At 39.2% G+C, this 24,191-nt stretch carries 20 protein-coding genes; 14 read left to right on the top strand and 6 right to left on the bottom strand.

The annotated features are described in order from the left end of the window. The first annotated feature begins 55 nt into the window (after positions 1-55). The 3 genes from ACIQXP_RS18630 to ACIQXP_RS18620 all read left to right on the top strand — a co-directional run bounded on the left by ACIQXP_RS18630 (position 56) and on the right by ACIQXP_RS18620 (position 4,586). Positions 56-1,249 carry an AGE family epimerase/isomerase gene (locus ACIQXP_RS18630; RefSeq protein WP_131538314.1) on the top strand — a complete coding sequence of 398 codons (1,194 nt, stop codon included), beginning with the start codon at positions 56-58 and terminating at the stop codon, positions 1,247-1,249. 428 nt (positions 1,250-1,677) lie between these two features. After that, positions 1,678-3,009, top strand: a complete 1,332-nt coding sequence (locus ACIQXP_RS18625) for a glycoside hydrolase family 30 protein (protein ID WP_387506688.1) — start codon at positions 1,678-1,680, stop codon at positions 3,007-3,009. A 2-nt stretch (positions 3,010-3,011) separates the two neighbouring features. Further along, complete coding sequence (locus tag ACIQXP_RS18620) at positions 3,012-4,586, top strand: carboxylesterase/lipase family protein (RefSeq protein WP_211660315.1); 1,575 nt, start codon at positions 3,012-3,014, stop codon at positions 4,584-4,586. Between the two features lie 1,304 nt (positions 4,587-5,890). Here the strand turns inward: ACIQXP_RS18620 and ACIQXP_RS18615 are convergent. Then, positions 5,891-6,412 (bottom strand): hypothetical protein, encoded by a 522-nt coding sequence (locus tag ACIQXP_RS18615; protein WP_387506686.1) that lies wholly within the window; start codon positions 6,410-6,412, stop codon positions 5,891-5,893. Positions 6,413-6,536: 124 nt separating this feature from the next. Further along, positions 6,537-7,304: a glycoside hydrolase family 11 protein gene (locus ACIQXP_RS18610; protein WP_387506683.1), complete on the bottom strand. Its 768-nt coding sequence runs from the start codon at positions 7,302-7,304 to the stop codon at positions 6,537-6,539. Positions 7,305-7,525: 221 nt separating this feature from the next. Here ACIQXP_RS18610 and ACIQXP_RS18605 point away from each other — a divergent pair, with 221 nt between their 5' ends. Further along, positions 7,526-7,948, top strand: coding sequence for a hypothetical protein (locus tag ACIQXP_RS18605; protein WP_387506681.1), 423 nt, complete (start codon positions 7,526-7,528; stop codon positions 7,946-7,948). An 83-nt stretch (positions 7,949-8,031) separates the two neighbouring features. On the opposite strand, the gene ACIQXP_RS18600 is transcribed toward ACIQXP_RS18605, so the two are convergent. Together ACIQXP_RS18600 and ACIQXP_RS18595 are read right to left on the bottom strand one after the other, a co-directional pair. Continuing rightward, positions 8,032-9,171 (bottom strand): hypothetical protein, encoded by a 1,140-nt coding sequence (locus tag ACIQXP_RS18600; protein WP_387506678.1) that lies wholly within the window; start codon positions 9,169-9,171, stop codon positions 8,032-8,034. Between the two features lie 19 nt (positions 9,172-9,190). Further along, a complete protein-coding gene (locus ACIQXP_RS18595; protein WP_145857868.1) occupies positions 9,191-10,084 on the bottom strand; it encodes a TssN family type VI secretion system protein in 894 nt (297 codons plus the stop codon). A gap of 117 nt (positions 10,085-10,201) precedes the next feature. Between ACIQXP_RS18595 and ACIQXP_RS18590 the strand changes: the two genes are divergently transcribed. Further along, on the top strand, positions 10,202-11,140 hold the full coding sequence (locus ACIQXP_RS18590; RefSeq protein WP_387506674.1) for a type VI secretion system baseplate subunit TssG: 939 nt from the start codon (positions 10,202-10,204) through the stop codon (positions 11,138-11,140). A gap of 183 nt (positions 11,141-11,323) precedes the next feature. Here the strand turns inward: ACIQXP_RS18590 and ACIQXP_RS18585 are convergent, their stop codons facing one another. Continuing rightward, positions 11,324-13,189, bottom strand: coding sequence for a hypothetical protein (locus ACIQXP_RS18585; protein WP_387506672.1), 1,866 nt, complete (start codon positions 13,187-13,189; stop codon positions 11,324-11,326). Between the two features lie 27 nt (positions 13,190-13,216). After that, positions 13,217-13,651, bottom strand: a complete 435-nt coding sequence (locus tag ACIQXP_RS18580; protein WP_145857863.1) for a GPW/gp25 family protein — start codon at positions 13,649-13,651, stop codon at positions 13,217-13,219. A 179-nt stretch (positions 13,652-13,830) separates the two neighbouring features. Here ACIQXP_RS18580 and ACIQXP_RS18575 point away from each other — a divergent pair, with 179 nt between their 5' ends. From ACIQXP_RS18575 to tssD, 9 genes are all read left to right on the top strand, one after another. Then, positions 13,831-14,352: a type VI secretion system TssO gene (locus tag ACIQXP_RS18575; protein WP_090983648.1), complete on the top strand. Its 522-nt coding sequence runs from the start codon at positions 13,831-13,833 to the stop codon at positions 14,350-14,352. Between the two features lie 10 nt (positions 14,353-14,362). After that, on the top strand, positions 14,363-14,848 hold the full coding sequence (locus tag ACIQXP_RS18570) for a type VI secretion system transmembrane protein TssO (RefSeq protein WP_159435233.1): 486 nt from the start codon (positions 14,363-14,365) through the stop codon (positions 14,846-14,848). 34 nt (positions 14,849-14,882) lie between these two features. Beyond that, a complete protein-coding gene (locus ACIQXP_RS18565) occupies positions 14,883-15,866 on the top strand; it encodes a PKD domain-containing protein (protein WP_387506670.1) in 984 nt (327 codons plus the stop codon). Between the two features lie 41 nt (positions 15,867-15,907). Beyond that, positions 15,908-18,283, top strand: a complete 2,376-nt coding sequence (gene tssR / locus ACIQXP_RS18560) for a type VI secretion system protein TssR domain-containing protein (RefSeq protein WP_387506667.1) — start codon at positions 15,908-15,910, stop codon at positions 18,281-18,283. Positions 18,284-18,288: 5 nt separating this feature from the next. Then, positions 18,289-20,775: an ATP-dependent Clp protease ATP-binding subunit gene (locus tag ACIQXP_RS18555; protein ID WP_387506665.1), complete on the top strand. Its 2,487-nt coding sequence runs from the start codon at positions 18,289-18,291 to the stop codon at positions 20,773-20,775. Between the two features lie 86 nt (positions 20,776-20,861). After that, positions 20,862-21,308 (top strand): hypothetical protein, encoded by a 447-nt coding sequence (locus ACIQXP_RS18550; RefSeq protein ID WP_387506662.1) that lies wholly within the window; start codon positions 20,862-20,864, stop codon positions 21,306-21,308. A gap of 18 nt (positions 21,309-21,326) precedes the next feature. Then, positions 21,327-22,715 carry a DUF5458 family protein gene (locus tag ACIQXP_RS18545; RefSeq protein ID WP_387506659.1) on the top strand — a complete coding sequence of 463 codons (1,389 nt, stop codon included), beginning with the start codon at positions 21,327-21,329 and terminating at the stop codon, positions 22,713-22,715. A gap of 122 nt (positions 22,716-22,837) precedes the next feature. Further along, positions 22,838-23,410 (top strand): NAD(P)H-dependent oxidoreductase, encoded by a 573-nt coding sequence (locus ACIQXP_RS18540; protein ID WP_387506657.1) that lies wholly within the window; start codon positions 22,838-22,840, stop codon positions 23,408-23,410. A gap of 341 nt (positions 23,411-23,751) precedes the next feature. Next, the gene (gene tssD, locus ACIQXP_RS18535; RefSeq protein WP_090496868.1) at positions 23,752-24,147 is read left to right on the top strand and encodes a type VI secretion system tube protein TssD; all 396 of its coding nucleotides are present in this window, start codon (positions 23,752-23,754) and stop codon (positions 24,145-24,147) included. Positions 24,148-24,191 lie beyond the last annotated feature (44 nt).

The following is a 24,191-nucleotide window of genomic DNA, read 5'->3' as shown; positions in this document are numbered from 1 at the left end:
ATTAGTTTTATCAGCTCAGTCCAGTTAGTTTTAGCCAAATTAAAATTTTCAGATTATGCCAGCTACATCCCTTCCAAGCGCTTCAGAAATTGAGGTCGAACTACAAGCCATACTCCGTTACTGGAAACAGCGCAGCATAGATAATGAGTATGGTGGTTTTGTCGGGCAGATTGATGAATCAGAGCAGATTATCTCTAGGGCTGATAAAGGTTCAGTTTTAAATGCAAGGATTCTCTGGAGTTTTTCTGCCGCCTATTTAAGGACCAGCTCAAAGGAGGATTTAGAAGTCGCTGAGCGGAGCTACCTATACATAAAAAACCATTTCATTGATTACAGTTTTGGCGGGGTGTACTGGACAGTTGATTTTAAGGGAAACTCGAAAGATAAAAAAAAACAAATCTATGCCATTGCATTTACCATTTATGGCCTTGCCGCCTATTCTAAGGCCAGTGGTGATGAAAATGCTTTGACTCTCGCTAAATCCTTATATGCTGATATCGAAAAATATAGTTATGATATAAATGAGCTGGGATATTTTGAAGCTTTTGCCAGGGACTGGACGCAGTTAGATGATCTGCGCCTGAGTGATAAGGATGCGAATGAAAAAAAAACAATGAACACCCATCTGCATATTCTGGAGGCCTACAGTTTGCTATATACCTTGTGGCCTGACGAAGGCCTTAAAATAAAGATCATAAAGCTACTGGAGGTTTTTCGCAGGCATATTTTAAAACCTAACGGCCATTTAGGACTGTTCTTCAATGAATATTGGGAGTCTAAGTCCGAGGCTATTTCTTACGGGCATGATATTGAAGCTTCCTGGTTATTGCTCGAAGCAGCTGAAGCGATAAAAGAGGTTGAACTTATTACCGAATTTGAGCAGTTGGCCCTTAAAATCAGTACAGCAGCGATAGAGGGTATTGATAAAGATGCTATGGTATATGAATTTAATCCAGAAAGCCATCACCTGATTGCAGAAAAACATTGGTGGGTACAAGCCGAAGCCATGGTAGGGTTATATAACGCTTTCCAGATTTCTAAAGATGAAAGATTTCTTGAGCATTTTAATAAAATCTGGAACTATACCACTACTCACCTCATCGATAAAACCAACGGCGAATGGTTTTGGGGCAGAAAAGAAGATGGCAGTTTGATGGCTGGAGAAGACAAAGCCGGATTATGGAAATGCCCATATCATAATAGCAGGGCCTGTTTAGAGCTGCTCAATAGATTTGAAATGATAGCTTAAGTTCGATGAGGGCGGCCAGAGAAAAATAATAATTGCATCAGGCTAATTGCTAAATTCAAATATGCAGGGGCGCAGTTTAATTAGGTCCTTGAGAGTGAGTGTATATTAAAAAGTTAATCCCAGCTGAAACAATCTAAGCTCGGCCTTAAGAGAGAACTAATTGTCAAGGCTTATCCTGGAAATCCCGGAACTGGAAAGTTTGCAAAAGGAATAACCGTTTTGATGATTACTAAGGGGTTAGGATTTGTTGGTTAAATTGGTGGTCTTCGGACTCAAAACATTATAAATTGTTAAAATCCTATTAAAAAAAGGATAACCTGGAGCTTAAATTTGTGTAAACCAAGTATACCTTTATGTCCAGATACCCCCAGTCTATTAATGCGTTTAAGCTTGCGCTTCTTCTAATTTTAATCAATACTTTTCCCTTTTTGCTTCATGCACAACTCAAAGCCGAAGGTTGGGAGACCAGCAATGATAAAATGATGCTGTTATCAAAAATGAACAATTTTGAGCGAGGAGCTGGGCAAGCAGAAATCATTAACATCAATGCAGCAAAAAAATATCAATCTGTTGATGGGTTTGGTTTTGCGCTGACAGGTGGTAGTGCGCAGCACATCATTCGCATGTCTGCTCCGCAAAGAAAGAAGCTTCTCAGTGAACTTTTTGGAAATGGACCTGGGCAGGTGGGGATTAGTTATCTTCGAGTGAGCATCGGGGCATCAGATCTGAATGAATATGTCTTTTCCTACGATGACCTCAAAGTAGGGGAAACTGATGCGGAGTTAAAGCATTTTTCCTTGTCGCAGGATGAAAAAGATGTAGTGCCTGTCTTAAAGGAAATTTTAGCGATATCCCCAAAAATAAAAATTATGGGTTCTCCATGGTCCGCCCCGGTATGGATGAAGTCAAACCAGAATGTTCAGGGTGGAAGATTAATGGATAAGTATTATAGCACTTATGCTAATTACTTTGTGAAATACATCCAGGCGATGAAAAGCCACGGAATTGCGATTGACGCGGTGACCATTCAAAATGAACCATTCAATGATGGCAATACCCCCAGTATGCAGTTTTTGGCCAAAGAAGCGCTTCGTTTTATCCGCGATCATCTTGGACCTGCCTTTAAACGAGCAGGTATAAAAACTAAAATTGTTCTTTACGACCATAATTGTGATGCCCCGGAATATCCCATTTCAATATTGGCAGACAGACAAGCAGCAAGCTACATTGATGGTTCAGGATTTCATTTATATGCCGGTCAGACTTCTGCGATGGGCAAAGTACATGATGCCTTCCCCGATAAAAACATATATTTTACTGAAATGATGGCTGTAAGCAAGGATGGTGGTTTCAATACCGCTTATCCTGTTGGAAGGATCCTCATCGGTGCTTTACGGAATTGGAGTAAAAATGTGATTCTTTGGAACCTCGCGGCGGATCCTAAATATAACCCGCATACAGACAATGGCGGCTGTTCAATATGTCAGGGAGCGGTGACCATAGATGGAGATAAAGTCGAGCGGAACCTTGCCTATTATGTTATTGCGCATGCATCCAAATTTATTCCCTTTGGATCATCGAGAATCGAGAGCACCCTAACCTCAAAGGTTAGTAATGTAGCCTTTTTAACCCCGGAGGGAAAACGGGTGCTTATCGTCTCTAACAATTCGACTGAACCACAAACGGTCAAAGTCGTTGAGGGAGGTCAGTCTTTTTCTTACACTGTAAATAAAGGGTCTTCAACGACCCATATCTGGTGATTATGATTACAATAAAAAAATATACTACGCTGCTGCTGCTCTTATTTTCAGTAAGCCACGCTTTCGCTCAGAGCAAAATTGTAAAAGGTGATGAAACTTTGGTCACCCTTAAGGAAGGGAAAATCAGGGGCGCTATTTTGTCCGGCTCTGTGGTAGCTTTCAAGGGTATTCCTTACGCCGAAGCCCCCCTTGGTGGGCTCAGATGGCGTTCACCAGTTCCAAAAAAGAAGTGGGACGGGATAAAAAACGCGGTGGCTTTTGGTTCCAGGTCTCCTCAGCGCAACAGTTATGATGACATGGTTTTTAGAAGCGCCGAAGAAAGTGAAGATTGCCTGTATCTTAATATCTGGAAACCTCAGGTAGCGGATGGTAAGTCCTTGCCAATAGTGGTGTACTTTCATGGAGGAGGGTTTTCCAGCGGGGATGGATCAGAGCCTAGGTATGATGGAGAAAGCATGGCGAGCAAGGGAGTTATTTTTATCACTATAAATTACAGGTTAAGTGTTTTTGGATTCTTAGCGCATCCCAGCCTGTCCAAAGAAAGTAAACGAGGAAGCTCTGGTAACTACGGTTTGCAGGATCAGAATGAAGCGCTGCGCTGGGTGAAGCGCAATATTTCAGCTTTTGGAGGAAATCCAGATCAGATCACCATTGCTGGAGAATCTGCGGGTTCTATGTCGGTTTCTGCCCAAATGTGTTCACCACTTTCAAAAGGACTTTTTCATGGGGCAATAGGACAAAGCGGGTCAGTGTTAGGGTTTGAGCCACCTGTGAGTTTAGCAAATGCGGAGAAGATAGGGGAGGAATTCGCCAAAGCTTGCGGAGCAAGTAGCATTGATGAGTTGCGAAAAATTCCCACTAATGAGCTTTTAAAGCGCTCAAAAGATTACTGGTTTCCCCTAACAATAGACGGTTACTTTTTTGTAGAACAACCACTTATTACCTACAGCTACGGTCGTCAGATGGATGTACCACTTCTGGCTGGATGGAATACAGCAGAGCGAAGTATGAATACTATTCTTTCCAATCAGAAACCTACAGCTGAAAATTATAAGGCCGGAGTGGAAAAGCTCTTTACTTCCAAGAGCAAAGAAATAGTGGCACTGTATCCGGCAACTGCAGATGAACAGGTCGCACAGTTGGCGACTGAACTTGCTAGTGATCGCTTTATTTCCTATTCTACATGGAAATGGATTGATGTGCATAGTAAAACAAACGGGTATCCTGTTTATCGATATTTGTTCTCTAGAAAACGTCCAACTTTTATCGGACAGGGGGCTCACAATGCAGATGTCATGGGCGCGGTACATGCTTCGGATATTGAGTATGCCCTTGGAAATCTCAATCTAAATAAGAGTTATAAATGGGAGAGTGAAGATTTTGAAACTTCAAAAGTCTTTCAGTCTTACCTGGTAAACTTTATAAAAAGCGGTAATCCAAATGGAGACGGTCTTCCCAGGTGGTTTGGCCTTCAAAGCAGTATTCCCAAAGTTATGGTTATTGATAATGATAGTAAATCTATACCTGAAAAGAACGGGAAAAGGTACATGCAGCTAGACGGTATAATAAATCCTTAGTGTGATTTTTTTTCCTCTGGATACCATTAAGGCAATGCAATACAAATATTGTTAGGGTTGGGTTGGTCGATCTATTTACTAAAAAGCAAATATTGTCAGTGGATAAACCAGAATAGACTGACAGTTTAGCTAATGAGATACAAGGTCAATTAATTATAGTGCTATGAGAGCATGAACTACCAACATCCTAATTTTATTTACCTCCTATAAAAGCGATAACACTATTGCACCACATATGCAACTAAAATTTTGTTGAACCAAAATGCATTAAGAATATTACAGTAGAGCAAAATTGCAGAACGATTAAATTTGCGTTATACCTTAAAGCAGAGTTTTGAGGGCTGTGAATTAAATTGTTAAAATCATAAAGGCCTTTTGCATCAACCTTTAAAGTTTTTGCTTAGGTCGCCACATTGGATAACCAGCCTAGAATGGCCCCGTTCCAGCGGAAATAAAATTGTTGTGAAGTTTGCTTGTTTTTATTTAGTGAATTGGCGGAAGCGTTCAAATGAATTGGTTTGTGCACCAGTGATGGGAATGAAATTCTGGAACTTTAAGAGCACTCCAACATTAGTCCAAACGTATATCTTACCGATTTGAGAATGCCTAATATGCATGGACTTCAACTCACGGTTGAAATCAGTATGAGATAGTTAGAGGTTGTTATTTTTTCTTTGGAAGTTGAATTGTTTTATATTGGGGAGTTTAAAAGAGCGGGAGCGTTCGCGGTTTTGCATATAATATAATAATAGATCATAATTACCTTGTGGAAGCATTTATCGACATTGCCAAACAGGAACGACTAATCACGGAGGTTTTAAAAAAACTGGGATTCGAGTCGGAACCCAACTTCCTTTAGGCAGAGGGTAAAAATTAATCTTTCGTGCAATACCGGCCTATCAAGTCGATATCACAAAATATTTTGCAAAGTTTGCATAAAATTTGCACATTAATCATCTGTTAAATTAGTTAATTTTAGTAGCACCTTATGATTATATATTTATATAGTTCTTATATTTGATTGTCAATTACAGTCAAATAGTTGCAAAATATTGGTGAGCATTTAGTGAGCTAGCTGTTGTTAAATTTTTTAAAAACCTTATTATCAAAGATATATGGCAGGTTTTCGAGTCCCGTCCATTCCGCAAAAAAAAAAGTTTATTCAAGTAAAGCCTGTAAATTAAATGTTTACAGGCTTTTTCATTTTCTGGAAAGCTCAAAATTGGCATATTAAAAAAAAGATGACGGATAAGAATTTAGGAATAGCATTCAATAGTGCGCTCTATAAGACCGTCAAACATCGTTCACCTGCTTGCTGCTTTCTTTTTTAACAATTCCTCGTATGCAGGGCTGTTCTGTTTTTCCATTGCATTAGAAATCTTGATGCCGGCTTTTTCAAACTCGCCGATCAATCTTTTGTCGAAATCGGCGATGTATAATGCAAATGATAAAGAATCCTTTTCTTCAGGGATGGCTTTAAAAGGAATATCCGGTTCTTTAAATCGGTGCAAAACGGCTTGCGTGCCATCATTTCCATCTAAAAGAAGAGAGTCGCCATAATTTGTAATCTTGGCTTCATAATCTTTGGTAAGGTATTTTAAAGAATCATTTTCTATTTTATAAGGAAGCTTGAAGCGGCCAACTTTCTGGTTATAGAAAACTACAGATTGCGAATCGATATCAAATTCACTATAGCCATTCGCGGTCGAAAACCGATGCCATTTTCCGTTTATTGAATTTTTATTTCCATTCCCACTTTTAGGTTTTGACGAATTGCAGGCGGATAGGATGGAAATGCAGACAGCAAAGCAAAGTATGGTTCTCATGATAATCTTTGTTAAATAATATTTAAGCGTCATCAATCCACGTAAGTGGACAAAAATAGCTGTACAATATACTGCCCGATTTACAGTCGGGCAGTATGTTACATAAAGTGATTAAACAAATATTTTATTGTGCCCAAATGGTGCAATTAATGTTACCATTTGTATTTGAGCCCCATGTTTCCGAAACCATAATAGCTGGAATGTTTAACTGACCAAGGGTATATCCTAAACTTTGCCATTTGTTATAGTGATTGGCAAAAGTAATGGTATGATTTTGTCCGGTAGATGTCTTTGTAACCCTTGAGCTGTAAATCTGCCTGAAACCGTCGCCACCGTCGATATTTTTACCTGTCATCCATCTGGTCCATACGTTATAACCTGCACCATCCGTTTCAAATGTGCCTAAATAAGTACCATCGTGTGGTGAAACTGCACCCCAGGTTTCATTTACATAATACTCATAATAAGGGCTTCTGCTCCATCCGTACCAGCCAAAAGTGCCGCCACCCGAATTTGAATAGGCGCCCAGGTTATATCCTATCTTGTAGGTTGGCGATCCTACTGAATAACCTTTACCGCAGGTAAAATTACCGTTAAATCCATTCCAGTTCACACTGTAATTTCCACCGCTACCATTGGCATAGTTAACGGTGCCGGTTGCGCCGTCACTCTTCCAAAGAGACCAGAAAAAGCCGTTATTTGTGCCTGATTGATAGGATTCTACCGTGGTGACAGCTTTATTTGAAGGAGGTAAAGCACTGACAGCCTCTGGCTCCATCTTTTCATTTTTTTTACAGCCTGTTAAACCTGCAATGCCTGCAAACAACAAGGTTGCAGCTGCAATAAAAGTAACCTTCCTGGTTACACCTGTTAATGAATTTTGTTTTTTCATAATGAAATATATATTGGTTAGGAAAGCAAAATAAGTGTATCCAGATGCGATAGATAGCTAATAATCAGCAAATTTATTATACAAATGTTTATACTTGTTTGTATTCTTAGTTTTGTGTTTTTGTAGTTTTTAATTGTGTTGCTGTTTCTTTTTGTATATGCTCATCCTAACGTACCCTGTAGCGTTTTAATAAGTTTTGTCGTTTTTGCTTAAAAAAATATATGATGAAAAAAATAATGCTCGTATTGTTGGTAAGCATTGCCTTACTAAACTGTAAAAAAAATAAAGCAACATCTGATTATGGGTCTAAAATCTGTACTGAGGAATTTGTTTCGGTAATGATTAAATTTGTAGATAATAAAGGTGCTGGTGCTGAGGTAAAGGATTTCAATGTAATCAACCAGCGAACAGGAAAGCGGATAACGGCTAATTCTAGTATCTCCACGAGCACTACGAAAGGTGTATTTATTGTTGTCGATGACTTAAATAAACCTGACTTATCTGAACAGGGCGATGATTTAAAAATAACAGGTACTTCTGTAGATACTCAGCAAACAAAATCTGTTGTTATTAAAGTAACTGGAGGTAAATGTGCATGTCATATTGGTAAAATCTCAGGGGCAGATCAAGTTGCTTTCGATTAGGCCTGCTGAGTTTAAGTCAATAAAAAAGCTGTACCCAATTTAAGGGGTACAGCTCCGTTCTAAAATTTACTCCGAGAAATATTTTAATCCAGCAATGTCCAGGTTTTTCTGGCCTGTACCTGTTGTACCACTTGCTGTTCGGCAACCACGATATTTTCCTTACGCTGGCCAATGTATTCTAATCCACTTAATTTATTCCAAAGTGCTACCAATACGTTCATAAACTCGCTAACCATTACCATGCTGTTGTTAATCTGTTTGTGATCATAAACCAACTCGATGGTTTTGGCCAAAAGCTCTTCAAAATTTCCAGGCGTAACATCTTTCCACTCGTAAAAATATTTGAGCAGTTCTTCCCGTTCACGCGGATCAATCAGTTTGATGGCGGTAAAAAAGATATGTGCCAGACTGGAGAAATAACCGGTTAAAACAACGGGCGATTCACGGTGTGCAATGTTTCTGTATTCGTAAAATAAGCCGGCAATGTAATCCACAATTTTTTCAGAAATCAGACGGATGTTTTTGCCCAGCGGAGTAATATTATCACGCCCTCCTGTCTTGTCGACAATTTTGAAAGCCGCCAGCTGCAGATCGTTTAATAAAACACTGAAAGATTCGTAATATCGAATTAATGCCGGGTGACTGGTTATGGTTGAGCTCGGCGGGATATAACTATTATTGATGGACAATCTTCCATTCTCGTAATAAACCTGACCGATCGTTAAAAAATAGCTGTCGGCGGTTTGCGAACGCACTTCGCTTTCTGGTAAAACGGTAATCGAATAACTTTTAGTAAGCTCCGGATAGCGGATCGGGCTTTCTTCAGGGTTTGGCGTGCCTGTTGGTACCCGGTTAAAAGGACTCACAACCAACAGAATAACATAGTTGCGTGGTTCTGACTGGCCAAAATAATGGTTGTGCACCAGCGTATCCATATTATCAGATTGTGTAATATCAATGTGGCAGCCCTCGGGGGTAACCGCATTACAATACCTCACTCTGATTTCGATATGATTGGTTGCTTTTTCGATAATTTCGATGTCGTGCGAACTTTTATAACCAGCAAATGGAGGTAAAAATCCGTAATTGCTGTTATTGAGCTGTAGCGATACGGCATCTCTCACAAAATCCTGCAAATAGAGATCACTTACTGTAAAATGATCACTGGACAGCTTCATGCCATTAATCCAGTTGATGGATTTATATTTAAGCGGCTTTATCATGGTAGATGTTTTTTATAGATTAGATAAAGATAGCACTTTCGCCAACTTCGTTAGGCTTATTTACGTTTTCTGATACGCGTTTAGCGTAAATGGTCATTTTCTCTGTAATGCCGTTTTCAATGATATCCAGATCGGGATCTATGAAGATATTGCGTTTAAAAAAGGAAGTTTTAATAAAAAAAATCCATTTATAATTCTCCTGGTCTTCGCTTCTGAACTCCACCGGACTTTTGGCAAACTTCAGGTTGTAATCGTCAATAAACTTATGAAACCAGATGCCAAAGTTCATGTTTTCTACAGCTTTAACCTTCACTTTTAATGGTTCAGGATCGGTGCTTCTTTTATAGAGCTCTAACTCCAGCACCAAAAGTCTGTTGAAATCTACATGGTCCATATTGATGTCCAGCGGGGTATCAGGATACTTCCATATTTTGTAGATTTCTGAAGGAATGCTCAACAGCGAAACATAGGCCCACCAGAAAAGAAGCGGTACAAAGAAACAGGCAATGCTGCCCGCACCAAACCAGCCAAAATTTACTGAGCTTAACCAATTAAAGGCGAGCTGATATAAATAGACTGATAAAATGGCCGCAACCAAGGTGGCGAAAAAGATAAATAATTTACGTTCCAGCAAATCCTTCGGATAATACTTCGTCAGTAAATAAACAAACACTACACCCATTAAAATATAGAAAATGCAGCATATAATGTAGCCCCAGGGCATAAAATTAAAATTGAGGAAGCCCAAAAAGCCCGGAATGGCTAAAATAATGCCGATGATCAGAACACTTACAATGAGTTTTTTGTTATTTAGAAACTGGTTCTTTTTGTTGATGACAGAGAGTACCGCCGTTGAGACCATAAAGATCAGCGGAAACAGAAGAAAGCGAATAAAAAATGATTTAACGTCCATTAATTTTTTATAGATGTGATGTACTACAAATATAGTATCTTTCGTATTTGATATGGTTCTTATTTTTTTCGATACTAAAAATCAATCCTATAACAAAACTGCAAGCTTAAAGTTTACATGAAAAACGAAACTTTTATTAATAACGAACTCTTTACGGATTACAAGGCGGTGGCTCATGCCGCCGATTTGATAGAACGTGATGTTATTGCAGCCGATCGTCTTGAAATTATCCCCTTAGGACCTGATAAACGGGCTTTTGCAAAAGACATTGAAAATACCAGCGTTTATTATTCCGAAAAAAGAAGGCAAGATCGTATCCGTATCAGCACCAATAGGGAAGGTTTATACGATATGCTTCCCGAAGGGCTTTTCCACCGGCCGCCAACGGGTAGTGCGGGTATGGATGAAGAATCCATGATTAAGGATATCAGAGAACGGAGGGAGGAAGAAAAACAGGCACGGTTATTTTTTACGCCATTTGATGCCGAAATTAACCATGTAAGAATCATGACCGAGCTGTATGAAAACATGCTCGATAAAAAAACAACCTATTCTGATTTAAGCCGGATCTTTGAATTCGGATGGGACGAATTTAACCTGCTAAACAAGGAGCAGAGCATCATTTGGATGCACCTGTTGCCTGAAATTCAACAGAAGAGAAACGATATCGATTTTGTTTCCAAGGTGCTTACCGCATTATTTAATTTGCCAATCGCTATTGTAAATGCCACAGCTCATGTTAAGCCGATAAAAATTGCAGACCACCTACAGGTTGAATTGGGTTCGGGGGCATTGGGTATCGATACCATTATAGGAGATAGTTTTACGCCGGAAAATGAATCTTTTAATATTAATATCGGCCCAACTTCTCCACAAGAGTTGGTCAGTTTTATTCCAGGACAAAAAAACAGGGCCATTTTGGATATGGCCATAAGCTATTTAATGCCTGTAGATGCTGAGGTTGATGTTGAACTCCTTACTGCACCTGATTTACAGGAAACGGTATTGAGTGCAGATGGTGAACGTGCTTATTTAGGTTACACGGTTTATCTTTAAAAATATATTAAAACTGCCGGAGGTCGTCATTGATGAGTACAAAGCCGTTCTATACGATCGATGCCTTCGCAATGCATAAATATCAAGTGGGATGTAATTCGGAAGCGAGATCCATCTATGCAAACCTCTCCGTTACACGGCGTTCAATCCGATTGCAATCGGATAGAAATGTGGCACCTATTATTACAACGCCCTATACAATGCCGGCTTCAACATTAACCGATAATGCACATTCATCGTACTTCTTAATTTTAATTTCGCCAGGGTAAGACTTAAAAGTTCGTCCCAATCTTGTGTACTAAGTTGAAGGTTGTCTGCAGGTTCGATGATAATATCTGTCGTTTTAATAAAGCCTGCATTTGGCTTGTTATCCATAATAATGCCTTTAGCCAGGGTAACGGCTTTTAACTTATTGCCCAGTTCGTAACGGCAAAAATTAATCACATCTGCTTTCGTAATAATCCGGTCTGCCGTGGTTAACCCGTATTTATAGGCCTGCACGCTGTTCGTGGCATTTAACTTCGATCGGCCTCCTTTGGTCTGACTCAGCAAAAAAATACTTTCTGCATTTACCTTATTGTTTTCGTATAGTGCTAGTCGGCTGCCAGCATTGATGTGGTTGGCTTCTTCCGCCTGTGTTACCCATATATCCAGAAATAAAATATCGGCATCGTCAATTGGTTTTAATACAATATAGCTAGGTAACTCTTTGATGTCTTTTAAAGCCGAACGGCTCTTTTGTTCGATAAGGGCTATATTTTGTTCTAAATTTTTAAGAATTGTACTTAAAAAATCAGGTCCATAGGCAGAGAATGAGGCTTTCTCATCCCGGAGCAGTTCAAACAGATAATCGACCAGTTCTTTTGCATTTCTGGTATCGAAACGCTCCGTGCCGCCGTATCTGATCGAGAACGAACCATCCCCCTTATCATTCTCATTGGTGTAAGGGATTTCATTATAGCTTTTGCCTTTGTTGTCTTTCAGATTTTCTACGGCAAGCATCTGGTCCATTGCCTCGGTTTTAATCGGAATGATATTATTCATGGTTTTAAGCCGGTGTTTAATCTGGCTTAGCTTTTTATTCACCACCGGAAAAGCATTAATATAGATATGAAGTTCGTTCAGCATTTCCTGGTTAATGCCGGCGGGGAAAACCACCTTTAGCCATTTCACTTTTGGGTCAATCTGGTTTAGCGCATTTGGTTGAAAAACGTGTGAAAAAGCAACTGGTAATTCCTGGCTGTCATCAATATTGAAATCATTAAGATCGCCAAGCGTAATAAATCTATTGTTGTAAAACTGTAAAACATCTGCCTTAACCAGATTAAGCAACTGTTTGTGATGAAATGGTGCTTCTATTTTACCTGTTAAAGGCTCATCCATAAACCTTTCCGTATAAGCCGTAATTTCGTTGTCTTTATAGAACCATTTACCCAGCGATAACAGGTCGTAAGTGTTTTCTGGTACTGAATAATTCTTCCAATCGAAAAATAAGTTCAGTTTATTAAAATCCATCCAGTTCTTTATCCCGGTAAAACCAATGTACAGGGTATTTTTTTCTAATGAAAAACCAGGCAATGTATTGAGCACAGGCTGTTTGCTCATGTGTTCTACATTAAAGAGTGTAGTTCCGGTGGCAATGTATTTTATAGCTGCATTTTTAACTTTTACAGTGTGTAAAGGGCTAAAGAAAATATCTGTTTTTTTAGCCTTATCGTTTTCCTGCAGGATATTTTTCTTAAAAGCAAACTGGGTATATGGCGATAGATAGTCCTCTTCTTCAATAGCACGGGCATGGATGATGGCATGGGCGGGTAACGATGAGGTTAAATGATCCGGCGCAAGGATGCGGCTAATTTTATCGAAGATTCTATTCTCCAGGTTTTTTACATCATTGGATACATTAAAAAGCTCATTGCTTAGGGCATCAATGATCAGCTTTACAAGTGGATCAAAATCGTTACTGTCTTTAACATTCCAAAAATCTTCGGCATTTTTTAGAATTCTATTCCTGATTTCATCTTTTGATGAATAAAAAACTGGTTTCATGTGTAGAATATTTTGAGCGTTTTAATTTTAGGTTGATAATGGACTAAGAAATAAAGCGGTATTAAAAAAGTATTTTTCTCCAGTGGTTTTTATTAGTGCCCTTACACTAATATCTACTTTCTTTTTGATCTCGGTTATCTTACGTAACGGATATACATTTTCTACCTCGGTAATGTGCACTTCAACGGAAGTGTTATATATTCTAAACTCATAGTCGGTAATCGATTTTAGTAACGATTTGCGGAATTTTTCCTCCCAGATACTTTCGCTTACAATTAATTCAAAGTCAAGGTCCCATATCTCGCACCCAAAATCGTTGTTGAACCTATGTTCTCCAAACCGAGTAAAAATAATTAGCTCTATGTGGTTAGAAATCGATTTACCCAGGTCGGTTGGCTGAAGGCCACTGCCCGAAAAAACGGACTTAAATCTGAAGGGTTTGTGATAAAAATTTTCAGACATAGACGATTTGGCTTAAAGTTTGTTAAAAATAAAAGAAATAAAATCGTTTTTATTACCAAACAACGAATATTGAAAATTGTTATAGTACGGTGATAATTTGAGAAGAAATGTGTGATTTTAAGTGAATTTGATGTCAGATTAATCATTAGACTATTGTTATGCGAAACTATTAACCTTCTATGAAACCTATTAACGCCGTCGAAATTAGGAGTGCTTATACGAAGTTTATCTTAGACTTTGTGCTACTTGCATTATTCTCAATATTGTGTGTCTATCTTTTCTTTGCAGCTTCTGATTACGAGTACAGTTTACTCGATAAAAAGGTAAAAGAAACCGATAAACTCTCTTACTTAAGAAAAGATATAAATACAAATTTTGATCTTATTCAGGTTCGTTTTAAGGAGCTTGCACAATATCGCGACTATAATGCAAACGAAATGAGCAAGCAAAGTATCCTGCTTAGTGATATCCAGAGCGCCAATAACCGGATCAAAGAATTGATTTCCAAAAAAACTGAATCCAGTCCGAGTTTTGATCTGTATGAGAAATTAAACAAAAATGTTGGTGCAATGGCCGATCTGCAGGATTCGCTCTTCCAATCAAGGAGCGATATACAGCGGTATAAAGAGCGGATAAACGAATGCCAAAGGGCAAATCAATCTGCGGCACAAAAAATAAGAAGTGGTAGATACGGCAGGTAATTAATACGATATGATAAAATTAAGCATAAAAGAAAGGCGCGAACAATTCCTGTTTTTTACAGCGTTGTTCGTTTTTACGGTAGGGCTTTTAAGCTTCGGGATTTTCTATAGCGATAAATCGCGGTATGAAATTTCTAAAGAAGAACTCGAAGTAAAGATTAATGAGAACGAGGCCTTCGAAAATATGGTTAAGGAAACCATGCCTACTATTGATACTACTTTTAAACAAATTACCCGTTATAACCCGAATGTACAGGCCGTTTTTCTAAAAAATGATATCCAGCTTTCATTAGGTTCAATCAAAGCTGCATTTGACCGTAAGGCATCAGATTCCCGCTATAAAATCTTTGTCCATACTGCACAGTTATACGACAGATTATTTTACGATAGACAGGAACAAAACAGAAATATTTCAGATATCGAGCTGCATAAAAGACAGTTAGATGATTGTATCACCAACAGACGTCAATTACAGCAAACCATATCTGCAAGATAAACATCACCAAAAACAACCTATAAAAACGCTACCTATGTCTGAAACAAACACCAAGCAAGTTAATTCAAATTCGCAGGGCTATGTTATTCTCTACATCCTGTTGGCTGTACTGCTCTTAACAGGCCTGATTTTCTTATTTAAGAGCTCATTGTTCGAAAAAAGGACAATTGATGCGAGAATCCTGAAGGATGAAATTTATTTAAATGAAGATCTGGTTTTCACCGATAATACCCCAAAGGCCTCCAAATGGTTATGGGAGTTTGGTAATGGAGAAAAAGCGACAACAAAAACAGGAACTTACCATTATACCAAGCCCGACACCTATATTGTGCGCTTAACCGTTGACGGTGAACTCCGTCAGGAATTTCCGGTTACCGTGCGCGATACCGTGCATACACCTGTTTTGGATAGTATACTTACCATTAGCGGGCCAACAGCCGGTTTGGTTAATGAAGAGATCAGGCTTGAAGGCGATGGCCCCGGAAAAGATTTTGAATGGTCTTTTGGCGAAACCGGCCGTGTTGACGTTAAGGGGAAAACAGCCTTGTATACCTACCGTAGCCCCGGAAAATATGTAGTCCGTCTTCGGTCAGATAAAACCCGTAAGCCTGCCTTTCTAACCGTTTTAATTACCGATCCAAATGCCGAAATCGTTGAAGATTTAGTTGCACCTGGTGATGGAGAACGTAAAACCATTGATGATATCAGGGCCCGCTTACAAGCCATAGCCAACGGTGCAGATTTTAATTCAAACTATTACTACCTCATTAACAAATACATGTGCAACAACGAAAAAGTAACGGTAAATGTTGAAATGAATGGTAAGAAAAAACAGACTGATATTTATTCGTACTGTATGGGCTTAACATTTGGAGGCGAAATAGCGGTGGATGAGGCGCAGTTAACGATTAAGCCAAACTCTACCTGTGCGAGTTTATTAAATATTAAACAACACTCGGCAACGGCCCAGCCCGCAACAACAGCAACCACTGATGCTCAGCCGGCAAAAACGAAATAGATTAACATCTTCACCTAATTTTAAGCTCATCTACATAGAATATGAAAAAATATTATGCCTTAACCATCCTATTTTTAGGAATATCGTTTGCCTATGCACAATCACCGGCATCCTTTGGCAAAAAAGTAAAATATATGCCTAAATCTTACGAGAGGCCGGCAGAAACCATAGATATTAACGATAATACCGGCAGAAGCAGCCTACCATGGATTGTTTTTTCCGACCGTGAAGATAATTATACCACAACGGCGCCTGGTGGAAGCCTTATCATGAAAAAAATCAGCTTTATGGAACCTTTTTATGTTTCTAAAGAAGAGAATGGCTATTTGAAACTGATCAAATATAAACCGGGCATGATCAGGGGGAGGAAAATCAATGATAAAAAGAGCGCCATCAGCTACGGATGGATAGCAAAATCAAAATTGCTTTTATGGCAACGTGCATTCTCTAACCAAAAAACAGGTTATGCTGAGAAAGCCATTGGTATTGTAAATGGCAAAAATGCCTTAACCGAACCAAAATTTTATTTCGATACTACCGATTCCATTTTGGTTTACAATACGCCTGAACTTAAAGACAGAAGAGCAAAAGTGAGGTTGCACGAAATTGCCTACATCTATAAAAAATCAGAAGATGGTAAAAAATACCTGATCGGTTCTGATGACCAGTTGGTTGCAGATAGTGCGCTGAAAAGTGTTTATGGATGGGTTTCAGCTGAGGCAGTACACCACTGGGGCGATCGTTTATACATCACCTCCATTAAACCTGGCGATTACGACAAGGATGATTCTACCTCAATGGCCATTAAAAACGGAATCGATAACGGAACTGCTTTTGTAATAGACCCCTTATTACCAAGAGAAAACCTGATTCTGCGTAGTGTACCTGTTGTTTCAAATGATGATGGCGCAAACACAGTTGGCATTGCCACCGATGTTTACAACAAAAAAGATAATAAGCTATTAACCATTAACGGTTCATCCCTTTCTTATCAGGATTATTTGAATCTGCGCAAAAATCGAACAAAGGTAAATGTTGTTTTTGTAGTGGATGGAGGAAGTCCAATGACCAAATATCTTTCCGGGATGACCAATACCATTGGTTCATTCGAAAACCTTATGGGCGATTTTGGTAAGGGTACAAAGGTAAACTATGGCGGTGTAGTGTACCGGGGCGAAACCGGCTGTGGACAGCAGGGTATTTTTGTTAGTCCCATTCAGGATGATTACAGGAAATTCATGAACTTCCTGTCAAACCAGGCAAAAAATACCATGAGGTGTAACGGAGAGATTACTGAAAGCCCTGTTTTTAGCGCTTTAAAAGCAGGAATAAATCTATTTAAAGCGAAAAAGAACGAAACCAACTTAATTATTTTAGTGGGCAGTACCGGAAACACAGGCGGGACCAATAATTACCTCATCAATGAGTTGAGTGAGCAGGTGGCCCTTGCCGATGCCCGAATTTTAGCCTTACAGGTATATAGCGATTTCAACCAGTCGTTTAACGATTTTGTTATCCAGTCTCGCAAACTGGTTTCAGAATCAGCCATCCGTGCGGCCGAGTACAGAAAAAATACTATGGTTAAAGGAGAAGGATTGAAAAGCTTTCAGCCTTACAACACCAGCCTGCAAGACTCTATTTCATACTATCTGGACTATCCTAAAAATAGTTTGATACAAGGCGGTGTGGTTTTCCCGACCAAAGGATCGGTAAACTCAAACCAGAGTATGACGATTGCCTTGCGTCGTTTTATAAAAGAAACCAATATGGATATCGTAAACCAGATCAGCTCTTTAGATAGTGCTTTCCGTTTAACAGGTATTTCACGTAAAAACCTGTCAGCCGATGTGGAAGCTTTATTACCTCAGCCTGTCGGTATGGAAGTGGCCGATCGCATGCCGCACAATGCTTTTAAATATTATACCACTGCCAGTATATCTGCTGATGTAGTAAAAAATAATCCGACCACTTTACAATATGCAATTGTACTGAACAATATGGAGTACAAACAGATTGTAGATGTTTTTTCGATTATGTTAGGGCAAAACCTGCAGGCAGATCAATCTTCTTTCAGGAGAAAGCTGGTTAAAAACTATGTAAGGATGCCTAAGCAGTTGTTGGGTATGAAGATGTCATCGGGTGATATCAAGGCCATGACGCTAACAAACTACATTAAGTTGGTTACAGGTTTACCTCTAAAAAATGAGTTTTTATCGAAATATACGGTAAGCGATTTAAAGAATACCTCTAAAATGCCGCTTGATCAGTTTGAAGCCTATATTAAATTATTGGATCAGTCGGTTCAGCAGATTAAAAGAGCTACGCAGATTGAACAACAGTTCATTTCGAACGGCAAAATCTACTATTACATTACCGAAAATAATTTTAACCCGGCAGTATTGCCTGCAACCAACTAAAGGCTATGGCAGTTATAAATTTAAGTGAATCGGTAAAAACAGCGTTGCATATTGCGCAGTCGCTGGCAAAGGAATACAGAAACGAAGTGTTTTCTGCAGCTCATTTGTTAAAGGGATTAATGCATAAAGATGTAGGTTTAAGATCGTTTATCACTTCCATCGGTAAAGATGAGGAGTATATCAGCGAATGGGCTGAAGTTCGGATAGATGAACAACCAAAAGCGGCAAGCCTTAGTGATACCGTTAGCGGTGCCCCGGAAATTGCGGTGATTTTTGAAGAAGCCGATAATGTGCGTATTAAACTCGGATTAGATTTAATTACTCCGGTTTGTGTATTAACCGCACTGGCAAAACCGGGCATCGGCTTTCAGCCCGATCAGTTAAAATCATTTCCGGTCAAAGAACGCGAAATTTTGGATCTCTATGTAAAGGATGAAGAAATTTCGAAGGTAGTTTCGCCGGATAAAACAACTGCTGGTCCGGAAAATAAAAGTACAGGCAATGCGCTATATAAATATTGCTTGGACCGCTTGCAAATGGTTAGAGATGGCAAAACAGACCCCATAATTGGTCGTGACAAGGAAACCCGGCAAATGATGGAAATTCTTTGCCGCAGAACCAAGCCTAATGTAATTTTAACTGGCGATGCCGGTGTGGGCAAAACCGCTCTGGTAGATGGATTTGCGATTGATATTGTAAACCAGAACGTGCCTGATCGTCTAAAACCGGTTCAGCTTTTCGAATTGGATTTAGGATCGTTAATTGCAGGTGCATCTTATAAAGGAGAAATTGAGGACCGTTTAAAAAACATCATTAAAGAAATAAAACAGTTTGAAAAAGCGGTACTCTTTATTGATGAAATCCATACCTTATTAGATAGTAAAGGTCCTTTGGGGGCTGGGATTGGTAATTTACTGAAACCAGAACTTGCCCGTGGCGAAATTACTGTGATCGGGGCGACCACTATTGATGAATATCGTAAGATTATCGAGCCTGAGCAGGCTTTTAGCAGGCGTTTTGAAGTGCTTCAGGTAAATGAACCAAATGAAGAAACTACCATAAAAATGTTGCAGAGACTGGCTGTTAAATATGAAGAACACCATGATTTAACCATTGAGCCGGATGCTCTGGGCGAATGTGTACGGCTGGCCAAACGTTATATGAAAGACAGAAGGCTACCTGATTCGGCTTTTGATCTGTTAGACAGGACTATGGCGGCCATGAAAATGATGAACGATACCTCCGATCAGGCCATTGATAGTTTAGAAACGGAACTGGAAACCTTGAATGCAGATACGGAGCAATCTGAAGCTGATCAATTTGCAGATTATAAATGGCTTTATTCATTACTCCAAAATAAACTAAGTCCGGTTTTATTGGGGCGTTTAACGGATGAAACACAGACTGACGCCTTTGAAACCGCTGATGAATACCAGGGTTATATCAACAGCAGCCTACAAGAATTAAAAAAATATGCTGCAGAAAAAAGTGACCGCATCTCTAAACAGGATATCGCTTCGATAGTGGCCTATAAAACAGGCATCCCAATGGGAAAACTGCAGGCTGGTGAAAAAGAAAAACTGCTCAATATGGAACAATACCTTAAAAAACGGGTAGTAGGTCAGGATCAGGCTTTAAAAGCTGTTTCTGATGCCATATTGGAATCGCGTAGTGGCTTAAACAAAAAAGGACAGCCAATTGGGTCTTTCTTTTTATTGGGCCCAACGGGTACAGGTAAAACCGAACTGGCCAAATCAATTGCTGAGTTTTTATTTAATGATGAAAAGGCAATGATCAGGTTCGATATGTCAGAATTTAAAGAAGAACACAGTGCCGCCCTGCTTTATGGCGCGCCCCCGGGCTATGTGGGCTATGAAGAAGGTGGTTTGTTGGTGAATAAGATCAGGCAGCAGCCTTACTCGGTACTATTGTTCGATGAGATTGAAAAAGCACACCCTTCGGTTTTCGATACTTTTCTGCAGATTCTGGATGAAGGCCATATGCACGATCGTTTAGGTAAAGAGGGAGATTTTAGTAATTCGCTTATTCTTTTTACCTCAAATATTGGCAGCGAATGGATCGCAGAACAGATAGGAAAAGGCGTGGTTCCGGCTTCAAACCAATTAATGGAGGTTATGGCCGGGCATTTCCGTCCTGAATTTTTAGCGCGGATCTCTGAAATTGTTCCGTTTGCACCAATTAGCGAAAGTAATGTGGTGCGCATTTTTGAAATTCAGTTAAACAGTTTGGTACAGTCGCTGAACAAAATGGGTATCGAATTTGAAATAGCAGAAGATGCGAAGAAAATGATTGCTTTAGATGGCTTTACGCCCAAATATGGAGCAAGACAATTATCAGCAGTGATCAGAAATCTATTGCGCAGGCCGATTTCCAAATACATCATTTCTGGCGAGCTTAAAAAAGGATCGAAGATTAAAGTAAGCAAACATGCTGAAGAAGATAAAATAGAGTGGAATATTATTCAGCCATAAGCCATTATATTGGAACAAAAATTGAGTTAAAATGTTAACTATTATATTATTAGTATAAATTAATCGTAAATCTAAATCTACATATTATGTTTAACTATGAAATTGGAGGTAACGAGCGGAAAATTGATACCTCAGAAGCCTTCGCAGAGATTGCCCATAATAAAACGCTTTTTGTACAAAAACTTACCGATAACGAACCTATAAAACCAGAAAAGGTAGAAGGACTAAAAACCGTTAAGGAAGTATTTGCCCATTATAAACCAAATGTAAAAGTAGCTTTTGAAAAGCAGGATGGATCTACCGTTGGCGAAACCTTAAATTTTAATGATCTGAGCGATTTCGGCGTCAAAAATATCATCAATCAAAGCAACTACCTCACCAATGTGAACATTGAGCGGGAGATGTCGCTTAATGTGATTAAACAGTTAAAATCGAACAAAACCTTAAAAGCTACATTGGATGATGAAGAAACTAAATCGGCCTTCATCAGTGCTTTGAAGAACTTTGTTGATGAATTGGAGCAAAATAAATAATCTTAACGCTGAGAAAACATGTCAAATCCTCAAGAATTAAAAGCAGACCAAAATATATCCGAAGCAGGTTTTAAACCCGCAGAAGGTAATACCATAGAAAAAACATCACTTAAAGATAACTTAGAAAAACTGGCCAGGGTTGGCGGTTTCGATTTGTTGGAAGCAACAGTTGATGGCCTTCAGAATTTAAATCCGGAAAGAAAAGCACGGAAACAGATTTTTTTAACCGGCGACGAAAAGAAGAAAGAACGCGAAGAGCTGAAAAAGAAAATCCAGCTTTGGATAGAAGTTCTTGAGTCTTCCGGCTCGGTGGCCGATATGGTTGAAAGAAGTACTGAAAAACTGAACGCTGCAGAAGAAAACTTAAATAAGAACATTGCTACTGCGTTAGAAAGTACTAGGGAACTGGAACAGGCTTATCGTTCGGTGCATTTATTTTATAAAAATACCGAGTCAGACAAACTGAAAAACGTGGTATTGTTAAACGCTTCAATGGATCAGATCAAAGATCTTGACAATCCGCGTTTCATAGAATATGTAGATGATGAATTAAAGCAGAATTACGATCGTTTGGATCTTCGTAATAACTATTCATTGATGGTTGTTCCGGGGTATATGGGGTCTAATAAAGTACTGGAAAGATGGGCTAAGATCGCACACAACAATAAAGCGATGCTGGTAACTGATTTTGCCGATTTGGATCAGCCGGATGATGTGCTTGATTTATTTACCGCCGCCAACTTCACTGGCGGAGATGCCTTTAGATCGAACGTAATCATGACCTGTAACTGGCTGGTAGGCCGTGGTAAAGTAGCTGAGGTAGGAGAGGAAGATGATCTTACCGTGCCAGGATCGGCAGCTTTAGCCGGTAAAATGTACTATACCCTGATGTCGCAGGTTACTGCGGGTAAAAAACATGGTGCTATCAATGAAGTTGATGGTGTGAAATTCGATTTAAAGAAAAGTGAAATCTCTCATTTAGAGCGGGTAGGTTTAGTGCCAATGGTTAATGAGTACGGTAAAGTAATGGCTTTCTCAGCTAAAACACTATTCAACGGCGATAATATTGGTTTACAAACCTATTCAGTAGTGCGTGTATTCGATTATATTACCAAAGTATTGTTTGATTTCCTGAACAGAAGGGCTTTCGAAAACTGGACTTCCAAAACCGAACAGGATCTTCGCGGACAGATTGTCAAATTTTTGGATGGTATCCAGGGTGCCGACCGCTTGATTGAGCGTTTCAAGATTATGCGTTTTGAACGGGATGAGCAGCAAAAAGACAGGATCCACCTTGATATCCACATTACACCATATTTCCCGGCCAAAAGTTTTGTGGTAAAACTAGACGGACACAAAGGTGAAGATGAAAGTACCACCTGGAGTTCAGAATATAATCAGCAATAGTTTTTGATAGCTGAAATAAAAACCCAACCCTGGCGTTGGGTTTTTTTATGGGGTATGCATAACACTTAACAAATTCTTTATAATTTTGTAATGCATCAGCCCAATCAGATTAATCAAAAAAAATGAAGCAAGTACTTATCCTGAATGGGGATATCGAAAAAAACGCGTCTACAAATTTCCTGATTAACGCTTATAAGCAAGGTGCAGAAAGTGCTGGTGCTACCGTTAGGGAATTGGCCATTATCGATCTGATATTTAACTCGAACAAGCTATTTAACAATAGACAGATTGCCGAGCTAGAGCCTGATTTGCAGAGAGCCTTAACCTCAATCAGGCAAAGCAACCATATTGTACTTTTTTGTCCGGTGTATGTGGATCATATTCCGGCAAAGATTAAAGGCTTTTTTGACCGTTTGTTTATGCCTGATCAGGTTTTTGCTACGCAGCAACAAAACGTAAATAATAACTTCAGTGGCCGCTCGGCGAGAATTGTATCCATTTTAGATGAAGCCACTTTTAAGGAGTGGAAAGCAAATAAAAAAACTACTTACCTTTCTATCAAAAAAGTGGTTTTTGAAAAATGCAAAATGAGTCCGGTATTGACCAATACTATAGGCGAACTACATTCGCTTGAAAATCACTACAGCCAGAAATGGTTGGCTAAAATGGAGAAATTTGGGTCGCAGCTGATTTAAGAATACTACAGTCTATTTCTAATAAGTTTAGCCTTTCATTTTGGCAACAACTTGTCCTAAAATGCTACACTTTGTGTATAATCGCTACATTTTTGTTGTGCGTTTAACTACTCTAATGTATTTGTTACAATAGATATAGTTTAGGTTTTTCCATAGTTTTTCCACAAAACACGATTCATAACTGCGTTTTTAGGCGATAAACGCCAATCCGGTATGTTAAAAACTTTGCTTGCTTATAACTGATAGGCAATATATGGCACGTTTGGCCTGATATTTGGTTAATATTAAACAGTAGCGGAGGCTGCTGATAATCAAATTTTTAACCTTTAAATTTTAAAACTATGGCTTTCAAAGCTAGATTAAATTTTTCGGGCAAGGAGTACGATGTGCTTCACTGTGCCTATGCGTTAAACCGTGATGTAGATGCAAAAGGAAGACCCTCTTCCGGAGTTTACGGCGGTACCATCGACATTGAGATCGAATCAACCGAAGACACCTCAATTATCGAGGCGATGGTGAACAACCAGTACAAACCTATTACAGGAACCCTTCTGATCAAGAAAACAGAGGAAGATGCCAAAATGAAAGAAGTTCATTTCGAAGATGGCTACATTGTTAAATATTCCGAAGGGATAAACATTGTGGGCGATCATCCGATGACGCTTAAGTTCCAGATTTCGGCCCGCAAGCTAAAATTAGGAAATGCAGAACACCTTAACGACTGGCCGAAGGCCTAATTGAGGTTGAGGGTAGGAAGGTAGAAGGTGTAAGGTTTAAACGC

Source organism: Pedobacter suwonensis, assembly GCF_044762335.1.
Lineage (GTDB): Bacteria > Bacteroidota > Bacteroidia > Sphingobacteriales > Sphingobacteriaceae > Pedobacter.
The sequence above is the reverse complement of the archived record's forward strand: the minus strand, read 5'-3'. Positions and strand labels throughout refer to the sequence as shown.